Origin of the sequence: Aeribacillus sp. FSL K6-2848 (assembly GCF_038004325.1) — a bacterium.
Taxonomy (GTDB): Bacteria; Bacillota; Bacilli; order Bacillales; family Aeribacillaceae; genus Aeribacillus; species Aeribacillus composti.
This window is the reverse complement of the sequence record NZ_JBBOQQ010000001.1, coordinates 2,309,209-2,323,199: the sequence shown is the minus strand read 5'-3', so window position 1 is coordinate 2,323,199 and position 13,991 is coordinate 2,309,209. Positions and strand designations below refer to the sequence as shown.

General features: G+C 38.7%; 10 protein-coding genes and 1 pseudogene. 7 read left to right on the top strand and 4 right to left on the bottom strand.

Features of this window, described 5'->3' with window-relative positions:
• Positions 1 to 888 precede the first annotated feature (888 nt).
• A complete protein-coding gene (locus NSS70_RS11220; protein ID WP_340881584.1) occupies positions 889 to 1,086 on the bottom strand; it encodes a hypothetical protein in 198 nt (65 codons plus the stop codon).
• Between the two features lie 1,136 nt (positions 1,087 to 2,222).
• On the opposite strand from NSS70_RS11220, the gene NSS70_RS11215 reads away from it, so the two are divergent.
• Entirely contained in the window at positions 2,223 to 2,426 is a 204-nt protein-coding gene (locus tag NSS70_RS11215; RefSeq protein ID WP_063387775.1) for a Fur-regulated basic protein FbpA, read from the top strand.
• A gap of 1,114 nt (positions 2,427 to 3,540) precedes the next feature.
• Here NSS70_RS11215 and NSS70_RS11210 read toward each other — a convergent pair.
• Positions 3,541 to 4,518 carry an ABC transporter substrate-binding protein gene (locus NSS70_RS11210; protein ID WP_066251568.1) on the bottom strand — a complete coding sequence of 326 codons (978 nt, stop codon included), beginning with the start codon at positions 4,516 to 4,518 and terminating at the stop codon, positions 3,541 to 3,543.
• A 127-nt stretch (positions 4,519 to 4,645) separates the two neighbouring features.
• On the opposite strand from NSS70_RS11210, the gene NSS70_RS11205 reads away from it, so the two are divergent.
• Positions 4,646 to 5,689 carry a FecCD family ABC transporter permease gene (locus NSS70_RS11205; RefSeq protein ID WP_340881582.1) on the top strand — a complete coding sequence of 348 codons (1,044 nt, stop codon included), beginning with the start codon at positions 4,646 to 4,648 and terminating at the stop codon, positions 5,687 to 5,689.
• A 1-nt stretch (position 5,690) separates the two neighbouring features.
• Positions 5,691 to 6,704 (top strand): FecCD family ABC transporter permease, encoded by a 1,014-nt coding sequence (locus NSS70_RS11200; protein WP_063387779.1) that lies wholly within the window; start codon positions 5,691 to 5,693, stop codon positions 6,702 to 6,704.
• Between the two features lie 259 nt (positions 6,705 to 6,963).
• Here the strand turns inward: NSS70_RS11200 and NSS70_RS11195 are convergent, their stop codons facing one another.
• Positions 6,964 to 8,247, bottom strand: a complete 1,284-nt coding sequence (locus NSS70_RS11195; RefSeq protein WP_063387780.1) for an SLC13 family permease — start codon at positions 8,245 to 8,247, stop codon at positions 6,964 to 6,966.
• Between the two features lie 750 nt (positions 8,248 to 8,997).
• On the opposite strand from NSS70_RS11195, the gene NSS70_RS11190 reads away from it, so the two are divergent.
• From NSS70_RS11190 to NSS70_RS11175, 4 genes are all read left to right on the top strand, one after another.
• Complete coding sequence (locus tag NSS70_RS11190) at positions 8,998 to 9,663, top strand: GntR family transcriptional regulator (protein WP_339196337.1); 666 nt, start codon at positions 8,998 to 9,000, stop codon at positions 9,661 to 9,663.
• 351 nt (positions 9,664 to 10,014) lie between these two features.
• Positions 10,015 to 10,812 (top strand): enoyl-CoA hydratase/isomerase family protein, encoded by a 798-nt coding sequence (locus NSS70_RS11185; protein ID WP_339196335.1) that lies wholly within the window; start codon positions 10,015 to 10,017, stop codon positions 10,810 to 10,812.
• Position 10,813: 1 nt separating this feature from the next.
• Entirely contained in the window at positions 10,814 to 12,013 is a 1,200-nt protein-coding gene (locus tag NSS70_RS11180; RefSeq protein WP_339196332.1) for a CaiB/BaiF CoA transferase family protein, read from the top strand.
• 308 nt (positions 12,014 to 12,321) lie between these two features.
• Positions 12,322 to 13,167 (top strand): hypothetical protein, encoded by an 846-nt coding sequence (locus tag NSS70_RS11175; RefSeq protein ID WP_340881579.1) that lies wholly within the window; start codon positions 12,322 to 12,324, stop codon positions 13,165 to 13,167.
• 161 nt (positions 13,168 to 13,328) lie between these two features.
• Here NSS70_RS11175 and NSS70_RS11170 read toward each other — a convergent pair.
• Positions 13,329 to 13,508, bottom strand: a pseudogene (locus tag NSS70_RS11170) (energy-coupling factor ABC transporter permease); the annotation flags it as partial.
• Positions 13,509 to 13,991: the final 483 nt, after the last annotated feature.

The following is a 13,991-nucleotide window of genomic DNA, read 5'->3' as shown; positions in this document are numbered from 1 at the left end:
TGTGGAGAGTATTAAAATGGAACATCTAAAAGATGCACCCTGTGAGGTGCATTTCAAACATTACAGTATGGAGAGTTGAATTATGTTTCGTCTATTTCATAAGCGGTGCTTTTTGTGTAAGCGAAAAACAAAAACTTACTATCATTATGTAGACCATAACGGAAATAGTATGAAAGTTTGTCCGGAATGTGCAGTATATGCGGAAAGAAGGGCATTTAGAAAAAAAGTGTAGGCACCTTTTGAAAGGTGCTTTTTCTTTTCCTTCAAAACTCAACTTCAAAGGAGGGAGCTTTTTGTTAAATACTGCACAAGCAACGGGTAAGAGCAAGAGCCAAAAGCGCTGCTAAAATCGATTGGAAACCGCTGCAGAATCAATTTTGAAGCGAACAGCAGCTGATAAATTAGCCAAAATTAAGTTTAGTAACCCATAAAATAATTATGTGAACTAATATAAAAAAAGTGTCGACTCATTCATCATATGGATATAAATGGATGTATTGCAACTGATGGGGATTAACTCAAAGTATGGATATTGTTGGGCAAACAGGTTGGAATGGGTTGATAAAAAGAAAGCTTTCTGATCTTGGAGGATGGCCGCAGACAACATCCGAGAGGATGGCGAATCAGAAGACGAAAAATTCCTTTTGTATACATTGAAACATCCAGAGGGCACAAAAATCCTTTGTTCACAATAAACGCATCGGCATTTTGCAAAGGAATAGTTGCTTGGTCTGTATCGGCTTAATTTATGGTGTCTCCAATGAAAATCTGAACATTAGTGTACTTTTGAATGCGAAATAATGATGGAACCTCTTGAGGTTATGGCGTTAAGGGAATTTAAACAGAACAACGCCCCCCTTAATAAAAGAGGGCGCATTGTAATGTCATTTAGCAGCATTTAGAAGGGTATCCTGGATCAACAATTACGTTTCTTGTAATTGGTCTATAAATATGTCTAGGAACATTGACAATATTGAAACGATTAATCCTTACAATTGGATGAATATAAGGAACTACACGTGGAATGAAACGGTCGCGAACCACATGTTTAGGCGGACAGATAATAGGTCTATTATGACCAAACATTGGAAACTCACCTCCTAGAATATCTATATACATTAAATGTATTAGCAGGACTTTTTGAAACGGACAAATATCACAAGTTATATAAAAAATTCATCTAGTTGTAAAAGATTGGGGATCTTTAGTATTAGAAGGGCATTCAATGTACACATTTTGAAGAAAAATTTTTGTTCGATGTGTTGACGTTAAAAGACGTCCAGCTATCCCGCTTCATGAAGAAAGCTAAATTTGGAATGATCGGGATCAAATCCATTTGCCAGATGCTGGAACAAAAAAGAGTTCAGCAACAGAAGAGAAAATGAACTGTTATTATGTTTACTAGGGGCAGGAGAAACCCATTAAGTGAGGGGCTATAAGTTTTCGTGTAACCGATTTATCAGCTCCATCAGAGCGGGGTATTATGATTTAAACGGCAAATTGCTAAATGTGAACGGCTCATTTCTTTGTTCTACAAAAGCACGGATCCAACGCTTTTATGCCATATTATGCAAAAAATTGCTATGGTGACTTCCCAACATTTTAACAGCAGCATTGGAATTCCACTTCTTTCAAATAATTGCTTAGAGAAAAAAGCTATCGTCTAAAACAGCATTTCTTCTGTTAAGAAAAACGGTAAGCTGCTTTATTTTTGGCCTGCTGAAACAACCTAACAAGTTGTGAAATAGGGTTTTAACATGTTACCGTACATTCGTCAGGATGGCAACCCTTAACCCTTCACATTTTAACATGTTACTGCACATTCAAAAGGGACTGTTTCCCGGGGTGGATCGGGACTGTATAATTGAAATCAATCTGTAATTAACAAATCAACGACCGGTGAGGCAGAATTTTTTTGCCTAAATTCATAAAAACATAAATTTCTACTTGACAGGTAGGATTAATATGTTTTAATATAATGTTAAATTTACTGGAAAATTAAAAACGCCGACTGGTTCACTAGAGGCTCCATTCAAGATGGATTTTCTTGATTTGGGAGCCTCTTAGTTTTTAAATTCGCAGCAGGAATATAAATGATCCGTATAAGGCACAGAGGATGAAATAGTCTTAACAAGATCAGACTTGCACTAAGAAAGCTGGTGCAGCGAAATCGGATAACCATTTAAAAAAACGTAAAAATTTTATGATAAGGAGAGGATCACATGAGTAACCTTCTTCGTCAGGCTGTAGAAATCAGAAGAAAAAAATTGATCAACAAACTGATTGTCTTAAATGCATTTAAGAATGAGGAGCAGCTTTGCAAATTAACGTTATCAGAATTAGAATATGAATATAAAAAAACCCAAAGGGATTCCCATCCGCATAGTGAAACAGGGTTGATTCGTTGGACGAGCAAAAAATTATAATTTTCATCAAAAAATACGCATGATTCTTTTAAACCCGTACGTTGGAAAGGGAAGGACAGTGAATTCTCCTCAAAGCATGGGTAAGTGAACTGAATTTTCCAAAAGGTCTTCAACCCTTCTCAATTATTCTGCTAGTGATTAGCAGATCAAAACGCTATGGCAAATTCCAAAAATTTTGAATGAGGATTTATCGAAAACGAAATTTTACGCAATGGCTTTTAGTAAAAATTTCTATCTGTTTTTTGCACCTTTAAATACTACTATATAGATATTATTAGTATGATTTAATAAACTGCCAGCTGAATTATTTGAGGCTCTTGATTCGAGATAGGAGGAAATCTTGATTTAAGAGCCTCTTAGCTTTTCATTTTAGTGTAAGGATTATAGATGCCGATTGAAACAGCGTTCTCCATTTTCGCTAAATCCGCCTTTAAATTTTTAACATATATAGATGCCGATTGTGCCATAGGAAAAATAGAAAAAATGTACATATGGAGCTCGGTTATGCAGAAGGGGGGAATAAGGCTTTAAAGGCTATTGCAAAGCACAAAATGGCGTCCTCAAACGGTTTAAAGATTTTGTACAACTGAGAGGGGAAGCCGTTTTCATCATCGGCAGCCTGAAACAAATGCAGATCAGCTTGAGTTTGAAAATGAACAATAAAAAATCGCAAACGCGCGTTATTACATAGAAAATAGCAAACAAGAACTTTCCACGACTAATGTAATGAAGTGTCAACCATTACATAAAAAATAGAGGAATTTTCCGGCAAAAACCATGAATTTCAACCTTACAGTTTTGGCTTCATTGGCCAGACATTGAGAAAAGGATAAACTTGTGATCAATCAAGTTCGGTTTTTGCTTCGTTTTCAGATCAGCACACTGAGATGTGATCTATCTACTCCGGTTTTGACCGAAAATAGCAAAACAAAAAACAAAGTTCATTTGATCTTCTAGCAGCTGTATGGCCTGCTGTTTATATGAATTAGACGTTTAAATTCTTGCAACATTGAAGTTTGTGACCGCTCGCCATTACGGAAAGGCGTAACGGAAAAAAACGCTTAGTTGAAATTTCCAACAAAAAAAAGGCATCCGTGATGGATACCCTTTTTCATTATTTTTGTACTAAGGAATCTAGAATATCATCGATGATTTGCGAATTGGCAATAGAGCCTGTGTACAACCAGCTTTTTTCAGGTGAAAATTCAAAAACGTTGCCTGCTTTTACAGCCGGAATGCTTTTCCATAGAGCATCACTTAAAGGTGCTGCATTGGAACCGTCACTATTAATTAAGAACAAATAGTCAGCATCCAATTCTACTAATTTCTCTAAAGAGATAGAGCTCCAGTTATCTGCTGAGTTTGCTGAAATTTCTTTTACAACTTTTGGCACTTTTAATCCTAAGTCTCCGTACATGACGGCACCGCTTGAAAGTTTTTCATTTACGATAAAGAATTGTCCGCCTACTAACCAGACTGCTGCGACAGAAGGATTTCCTACTTTTTCTTTAATTGTCTCTTTCGCTTCGGCTACTTTGGCGTCATATTCTTCTAGAGCTTTTTCCGCTTCTTTTTCCTTTCCTAATACTTCGCCAATAAGCTTCAATTCTTTGCGCCAATCGCTGTTATCTTCTTCACCAATAACAAAAGTAGGGGCGATTTGATTATATTGTTCATATTTTCCGCCTTCTACCATGCTAGCGGAGTCCATTATAATTAAGTCCGGATTCATTTTTTGAACTGCTTCAAACGGAAGATCATGAGGAATGGTTGGAATTCCTTTCAGCTCGTCTTGCAGATAATCTTGTACGGTTTTCCCGTCGTTTACACTCCATTGTGCGACAGGTTTTACACCAAGGGCAACAAGATGATCTTCAAGATAGCTGGCAATAATTCTTTTTGGATTAGCAGGAACTTCCACTTTATTTCCCATTCCATCTGTTAATGTTCTTGTTTCTGCTGACTTTTCATTCTCATTTGAAGCTTGATCCGATCCGGAAGAGGAGTCGGTTCCTTGTCCACCGCAAGCGGTTAGTGATAGAGCTAATAGCGCAGCTCCTATTAGAGAAAATAACTTTTTCTGAAATACCATTTCTAAACCTCCAACTCATATGATAAAATAAATTTTTGGGAAGCAATAATGATAACCATTTTCAATTAAAATATATCTCTGCCACTTTGTCAATCTTAATTTTTATCATATGGAGGAAAAATGGTTTATGGATTCAACGATACATACGAAAACTGCTTCAGAATCTTTACATAAAAGCAAAAATAGATGGATTGCTCTTATCGTTCTTTTCATAGGCATCATTGGCCTATTTCTGTCAGTTGTCATTTCGATTCGTTTTGGTGCTGCGGATTTGAGTTATCGGGATGTTCTTGGTGCGTTTTTTGCCTTTGAAGAGGACAATCAAGCTCATGTCATTGTCAGGGAATTGCGTTTGCCCCGTGCAGTCGCAGCCATTCTCGTCGGTTCTGCCTTGGCTGTTTCCGGTGCTATTATGCAAGGAATGACTAGGAATCCATTAGCCTCTCCTTCTATTATGGGTGTAACGGCAGGATCGTCCTTTCTCATTGCCATTGCGCTGGCATTTTTACCGGGAATCTCTTATTTCGGTCTATCAATCTTTTCTTTTATAGGTTCAGGTCTTGGCGCTTGTCTTGTGTTCGGCATTAGCTCCCTTTCCCGCGGAGGGATGACGCCTGTGAAGCTGGCTTTGGCCGGGTCAGCGATTACATCACTCCTAACCTCCTTATCGACTGCGATCGGAATTAAATTTAATATTGCAAAGGATATCAGCTATTTTTTTGCGGGAGGAGTTTCAGCTGTCCAACCAACCCAAGTCCATTTTCTTTTGCCGTTCGTCATTTCCGGTCTTTTGCTGGCCATCTTACTGTCGCGCTCTATTACCGTCCTTAACTTGGGCGAAGAAGCTGCCAAAAGTCTCGGGCAAAATACAAATGTGGTAAAATTTTTAGGAGCGGTCACGGTGCTGCTTTTAACAGGGGCAGCTGTTTCAATTGCTGGAGTGATTGGCTTTGTCGGACTCATCGTTCCTCATATTACACGGTTTTTAGTCGGAACGGATTACCGTTGGATTATTCCTTGTTCTGCCGTTTTAGGCGGGATTTTATTAATTGCGGCTGATATTGTCGGACGCATGGTGAATGCTCCGTTTGAAACTCCTGTTGGAGCGATAACTGCCGTTGTAGGGGTTCCCTTCTTCCTCTATTTAGCCCGTAAAGAGGGGAGGGTGTAACATGTCAAAAAGATTAATAAACTTCAAAACATTGTTTTTTTCAACTATTTTTTTCATCATTATAACCGCAATCATAAGCATTAATGCCGGCTATATACAAATACCTCTTCATGAGGTCATTGCCGCCTTATTAGGAAATGGAACAGATCAAAATGAATTGACCATATTCCAATTCCGTTTGCCTAGAATATTCATGGCATTGCTCGTAGGGATGGGAATCTCCCTTTCAGGGGCTATCCTCCAAGGGGTTACGCAAAATCCGTTAGCGGATCCGGGAATATTGGGGATTAATTCAGGAGCAGGGTTTGCCGTTGTATTATATATGTTCTTTTTCCAAGGAGCTTCCTTTTTGAACGGCTGGGCTTCCGTGTATGTTTTGCCCATAACGGCTTTAGCAGGCGCTTTTCTTACCGCCGTCTTAATCTATTTTTTATCTCGAAAAAATGGACATATTACACCGATAAGACTTTTATTAATGGGAATAGGGATGAATGGGGCATTCAATGCCGGCATCCTCATCTTCCAAATGAAAATGGAACCGAATGATTTTACAAGAGCACTTACTTGGCTGTCGGGAGCCATCTGGGGTGCGAACTGGAACTATGTGTGGGCGCTGTTACCATGGTTATTGATCCTTATTCCGATCGCGATTTATAAATCAAAGGTTCTCGATATATTGCTTTTAGGTGATTCAACAGCAACAGGGGTAGGAATAAACGTTGCAAGAGAACGCAAGATTTTATTAATCATTGCCGTTACACTGGCAGGAGTTTGTGTAGCGGTTGGCGGAGGGATAACGTTCCTTGGCTTGCTTGCCCCTCATATTACAAGGCAACTAGTCGGGCCAAAGCATTCGAAATGCTTGCCCCTTACTGCTGCTTTAGGAAGCTTCATTCTTTTGGCTGCAGATACATTAGGACGGGTTGTCATGGCTCCTTCAGAGCTGCCTGTCGGGATCGTTGTTTCCATTTTGGGGGCGCCTTATTTTATATATTTGCTAATAAAATCAATTTGACGCAATATACAGCAAGATTTCATTGCACCGCTTCGTCTCAAAAAAAACTATACGAATTTGTCTAAAAGCGGCCCGGTTAAATGAGGGAAGGGACAAACACCTCCAGTGTCGAATGCATCAAATAAATTCGATGAATGGAGGTGTTTGTTTTATCCAAAAGATCAAGCGGTCAACGTTTTTTCATTATTGCAGCTTGAAGCTGCGCTTGTTCGTTATAAAAAACTGTTTTCTGCCGGTGAAAGGATGATCGTTTGCCATGCTATCCCGCAATTAATACAAAAGCAAGCCAGGCGAGCCCAGGTCCAAGCGCTACGACTACAACAGCAGAAAGTAAAAGCTGTTTAAAAAATACATTCTCTTTTACCCCTTGTACGTTGGCGAGCAGCAATGCACCGTTAGTGGAGAAGGGGCTTATATCGACGATGCTTGAAGAAATGGCAATGGCTGAAACGACACCGATGGAAGAAATGGTCGGGTCCTGTAAAATGGGCGCTGCCAGCGGGATGATAGCTGCCAGAAACCCTGTTGTCGAGGCAAAAGCTGAAACGATGCCTCCTACGTATGACGATGCAAGGGCTGCGATTACCGGATTTCCTACTTTTGCGATTAAGTCAGTCATGTAATCAATCGTTCCAATTGTTTCTAAAACGCCTACGTATGTGACAATACCAGTTATTAAGAGAATCACAGACCAAGGCATCCGTGATAGAACGCCCTTTTGCTGCTTTGGAGCAATTAATGCTAGCACTAATCCTACTCCAAGCGCTGCAAAGCCGATATCGATATCGAACATAAGAGCGAGGACGACGAGTGTGATGATCCCTAAAAGTGTGATGCCTCTGTAAAAAGTTAATCCAATTTCTTGTGATTTATTGTTCTCATTTGCGGAGGACCCTTCAGCTCTAGACGCTGCATCTTCTTCGGCAGCAGTTCGCTTTTTTAGCAGCCGAAGTCCTCCCAAAACGATGAACACAATCACAGAAGCAAATACACTGAAGATAAAAGCGTTTATGAAAAGCAACCCCGGCGAATGAGGAAGATCTCTTGCCTGCATAACGCCGTTAACAATCACTCCATAAGGATTAAGCAGTGAGAAGGATCCCGCTGTGGAACCAATCACTAACAATAACCCCATCAAGAGAGGATTAATGTTGTATCGTGCGGCAAAACGCAGCGCAATCGGCGCTAGGATCGCAATAGCAGCAGGTCCCAAAGTGCCGACGCTAGTTAAAATAGCGCAAAGCAAAAACATTATCCATGGCACGAGACCTAGATTACCTCTGACTAGGCGAAGACCCCATCCGGTAATCAAATCAACTGTCCCGTTTTTCTCAACAATTGAAAACAGATAAGTCACTCCAGCAAGAGTGACGAACAATTCAGCCGGAAAACCGCTGTAAATGTCGTCAATATTTAATCCGCTGAATACAACTCCGACGATAAAAGCAGCTACGAACCCTAAAACACCGAGGTTAATTGGCAAAACTGAACCTACAATAAACATCAACAGAAGCACAATAATTCCAATGAGCTCAATACTCATATTGATTTTTCCTCCTAAGCTTTGGAATGAAAATAGAAAATCCCAAAAATTTGAAACCGCTTTCTAAAAACCCCAGCTTACAAAATCGACGATCGACAATGCATTATAAGAATATGAATGACTAGAAAAAAGGTGACTTTTTATTTGAATATTCTGAAAAATATAATTTCAAATCATAAATCGTCACCTCTCGAAAAAATAATTGAAATGTATGCTTTTATTTTGAATGACATACCTGAACATTTCGGCGACTTCACAAGGAAATCGGCTGCTTATCCTATTTGTTAGAAGGCGGTCCAAGGGCAAAATAAAGAGAGAAACAGCATTTATAAGATTAAGATAAAGTGTTTTTCGCACATTCCCTCCTTTTCTCCGTTTTTCATTCATCACAGATTGTTTACAGCTATTTATTCATTTACAAAAATGTTTACGAAAGCAAAATGCAAAATATGCATCTTTGTCAATTGTCGACAGGATGTACGAAGCGATGAAATATTCGTAATAAAAATTTGAATATTCTTATTTATGAAGTCATTTATAATGAAAGGGATCACATTAATTTTTATATATGGAGGAAGGAGAACTTCTATAAATTTCGAATAAATTAGAACAGTGCAGCAAACGAAAGATTTGCGGAAAATCTTCCAATACAATGCCGACTTTACAGAATTTTTCGATTTGTATTTATAAACAAGTTATAATAGGATTATAAAAAATAGACAGTCGACATTATAGAGAGGAAGAGCGGGAATGAAAAATAATCAATTATTTTACAATCATTCGTTGTCCCACAAAATAGCGGAAAAAATAACAAACCAAATTATGGCGGGGGAGCTGAAGCCCGGACAAAAAATTATTGAGTCCACTTACGCAGAAGAGTTTGGAACGAGCCGGGCGCCTATTCGAGAGTCGCTCTATTTGCTGGAAAATGAAGGGCTAATAGAGCGAATTCCTAGAAAAGGCGCTGTTGTGAAAGGCTATACGGAAGATGAAGTTTATGATCTTCTTGAAATGAGAATCGTATTGGAAAGCCTTGCGATGAAAAGAATTAAAGTCCGCGGGATAAATGAAGAAATTCTTAAGAAAATGGAGCAATTGGTACAAAAGATGTCAGAGGTTGATGACGAAAAACAGTATGCCAATCTGAACCAAGAGTTTCATATGCTCATCATTGAAATGAGCAAAAGCGAAATTATTAAAGAAATGTATTGGAGATTAGGACGTCCTTTGCTTGTACTTCAAAGAATATCGTTTCTTGAAGAGGAGCATATAAAAAAGTCTTTGAAGGAACACCGCATTATTTTAGATTTGTTAAAGGAAAACCTGATCGATGAAGCGCTTGTTTTGCTTGAAAATCATAATCATAGCGTAATTAAAAGGGTCGAAAACAAAACGAAAAATAAACAATCGTACTAGCAGCAAAAAAGGGAAAACAACGAGCGCTGTAAATGTCTTGAAACGAACAACATATACATGATTTTAGGGAGTTCATATGAAGGAGTGAAGCCCTTTTCATATAAGCTCCTTTTTTTATTTTTCAGCTTATTGACTGGGTCATAATCAAAACATGACATAAGTAGGTTTTCCTCAGCAAATACAAAATGAAAATTTAAAATTTTTAGAATTTTTATTGACTTTTATAACATGAGGGGATATCATGGTTGTAACAAGATGATTGTCGACAGTCGTCCATCTTCTAGGAAGAGCATTTTTTGAATCCTGATGGTTTTGTTAAAAAATATAAAGACAAGAGATAGGTGATTTTTAATGAGGGTAACGATTAGTCAGGTCGAGGCGGATGGGAAAATTATACTTCAGGAAAGTGCCGGGCTTGCCATTGTAACGATCCAACGTCCACGCCTAAAAAATGCTATAACATCGGGGATGTGGAGGGAGCTGGCGGAAATCGGAAGGCTGATTCCTGAAAACCCGAAAACACGAGTGGTGATCCTGCGCGGAAGCAAGGATCAATTTTGTTCAGGTTCTGATTTGAAAGAATTTAACCAAATGTCGATTAACGAAGCGCACGAAGCTTTCCGCTTAATGGAACAAGCCATTTCGACGTTTGAAAAACTTCCGTTGCCAACCATTGCCGCTATAAATGGTCCGGCATTAGGTGCAGGATTTGTTCTATCTTTAGCATGTGATCTTCGGGTTGGGACCTCTAAAGCTAAAATGGGAATCCCAGTCGGACGGCTGGGAATTACGTTAAACCAAATGTTTGTAAAACGAATTGCAGATCTGATCGGAGGGAGCCGGACGATGGATTTAGTTTATACAGGTCGACTGCTAGACGCTTCAGAATGCTGTCAATTGGGATTAGTTAATTACATGGTTCCGGATGATGAGGATGTGGATCATTTTACAATACGTTTGGCGAAAAAAGTTATGGAGCAGTCACCGGCATCTCTTCTTGCTGTTAAAAGATCTGTCGCCTACAATAAGCCGGCACTTTCATTTCCGTGGGATACAGGTACGGCGTCCAGTATTGACGCAAATGATTTTCCTGAAGGTGTTCGTTCCTTTGTAGAAAAAAGAAAACCGAATTTTAAAGGGAGAGGTTGACATGCTGCCACTTGCAGGAATTAAAATTATTGACTTAACGAGAATATTGAGCGGCCCTTTTTGCACAATGACATTAGCTGATTTAGGCGCCGAGGTGATAAAAATTGAAAGTCCACAAGGGGATGATACAAGGCAATGGGGTCCTCCGTTCATTAAAAATGAAAGTGCGTACTTTCTAAGTGTCAACCGCAATAAGAAAAGTGTTGTTTTAAATTTAAAAGATCCAAAAGGAAAAGAAATTTTATTGAAAATGGTAGAAGAAACGGATGTTGTTGTTGAAAACTTTCGACCCGGCACATTAAAAAAGCTCGGAATTGATTATGACATCTTAAAGCAGCATAACCGCGGAGTTATTCTTGCTTCGATTTCCGGCTTCGGTCAAACAGGACCGTATTCAAAAAAGCCTGGCTATGATGTCCTGGCTCAAGGAATGGGCGGGTTAATGTCCGTTACAGGCGAACCAGACGGTACACCAGTTAAAGCTGGATATTCTTTGGCAGACATCGGAGCAGGAATGTGGGCAACAATCGGCATTCTGTCAGCACTTTGGGAAAGAGAGCGTTCAGGTCAAGGACAATGGATCGATGTCTCCTTGCTCGACACGATGGTTTCTTGGCAAACGTACCTTGCCGGCAACTATTTTGCGACAAACAATGATCCAAAGCCGCTGGGAGGAGCCCATCCGAATATTGTGCCTTACCAGGTTTTTGAAGCTTCGGACGGCCACTTTATTCTTGCAGTAGGAAATGACAGCCTTTGGAATTCGCTGGTTGACGTATTGGATGTGGAAGCTCTTAGAGACCGGAAATTTAAAACGAATCCGGACCGGGTTCAAAATAGAGATGAACTGATTTCCATACTTGAAGAAATATTTAAAAGAAAAACGAGAGATGAATGGGTTGACATGTTGGAATCTGCGAAAATTCCATGCGGACCGGTTAATAAGCTTTCGGACATTTTAAATGATGCCCATATCAAGGAAAGGGAAATGGTCGTTGAAATGGAGCATCCTTCCCTCGGAATCTTAAAAATGCTTGGTGTTCCTGTAAAATTATCGCGCACACCGGGCAGGATCAAAACGGTCCCTCCAGCTCAGGGGGAGCATAGTGAAACCGTTCTAAAGCAAATGGGCTACAGTAAAGAAGAGATAGAAACATTTATAAAAGAGGGGATTATTATTCCTCAACAAAAATGTGTATAATTCGATAAAATTCAGTCGACAATCGACTAAAAATATTTTAATAATTTGCTAGTTTTTTCAAGTAAAAAAACTTCCTCTGTTTTATTGTGTATGATGCTCGATCCAAAGCCTATTTTTTTGAAATTCATGAATATTAATATCCCACATAACAATCGGAGTCCCGAAACAAACATTTGCTGTCATACGAACTGAATTTTCCTGTAAATAGACAGAATAGAGTTTCCGATTTGCCGGATCCGGTCCGCCTTTAAGTTTTACGGGCATTTTCCTTCAGGTTGAAAGATTTTTAAGAAAGGGGTATTCACCCAATGCGCGTATTCGCTCTTGTTGGCCGCAGCGGCACGGGAAAAAGCACCAGCGCACTTTCTTTTGCACATAGTAAAAACATACCGGCTATGATTGATGATGGATTGTTAATTTATAAAGGGCGAAAAGCTGCAGGGAGTTCAGCGAAATATGAAAAGAACTATATAACCGCTATTAAACGGGCTGTCTTTTTTTATGAGGATCACCGAAAAGAAGTCCAAAATGCTATTAAAGCACTTGATATTCATTCGCTTCTCATCATTGGTACGTCTACGAAAATGGTTGATCAAATTGCGGAAACATTGCAATTAGGAAAAATCACCAAATATTACAAAATTGAAGAAATTAGATCGTCAAAGGAAATCAACATGGCATTATATGTGAGAAAAACAGAGGGGAAACATATTATTCCGATTCCATATGTACAAGTTGAACAAAATATTTTAAAGAAGATCATTATGAAGGGAAAGAAAATTTTTTCTACCCCAAAAGAAGAGATTGGTGAAACAACGATTATCAGACCACGGTTTCATCAAGGAACCATCCACATTTCTGAATACGTTTTAAAACAAATCATTTCCCATGCCTGCACTTCGGTAGAAGCAGTGAAAAAATGCCATCGGATAGATATTGCATTAAACGAACTGCCGAATATAAAAATCAACCTCACCATATTTTATCCATTGGATGAAGCATTACCCGTCATCGCAGAAAAGATTCAACAAAAAGTTGCTGAAGATTTTTTAAAGTTTTTAAATATAGAGTTAAATAGCATTACTATTCATATCAGTAAATTGTCGATGGAACACTCTTATACTGCATCAATGATCCGGACTGCGCGCATATGATTTGGGCTGATAAGTTATGCAAAATTAGGTAATCGTAGCTGAGCAAAGGGGTGCCATATGATCAAAAAGTCAGTCATTATTATAAAAATGGCAAATGTAAAAGAACGGATTATACAGTAAAAGGCATATTGAAAAAATAAATTCATATAGAGCAAGTATTATATTTTTAATGCTGACAGCACAAATGCAAATGCTCCAGATAAACCTAGCATCATTTTGAATTCAGGATGCTCCTGAAGCTTCTTTTTAATAGAAAGTAAGCCTATAATTAAAGAAGGTAAAGTAACCCCCCACCAAAATAAAGCCCATTCAATCGGCAGAAAACCTTCCATAATATGCATGGCGATGGCCTGTTCCGGGATAAAAACGAATAGAAATGATTGGGAGCTTCCTTTTCGGCCCAACAGCGATGAGTGTTGTTGGATTTATTGTTCTCTTTTTCCAATCATTATTTACACAAATTTATCTCTTGTTAATCCGCCATTTTCAAACATTTTTAGCTGATTGAAAACGCCAGTTTATTCATCGTGAAGAATACTCAAAGTTTTCAATAAATAGGGAAATATACAATTAACAACAGATGATGTGTCTAGTACGATTCTTGGTTTTGCACTTTTTGTTATTTTGGAAAATGAAAAAAATTGACTTTGTCCTCAGGGATAGAAAGAATATAAAACGCCTCAAACTAATTCGTGGGCACAAATAAATCTTTGAGTATCTTCGGGACAGATAGAATATAAAACTCCTCAAACAGCAGGAAGCTAAATGGAAGCGATCTTTCACACTTACCATATGAAGCTGTTTATTTACTTTAAAAAGATTAG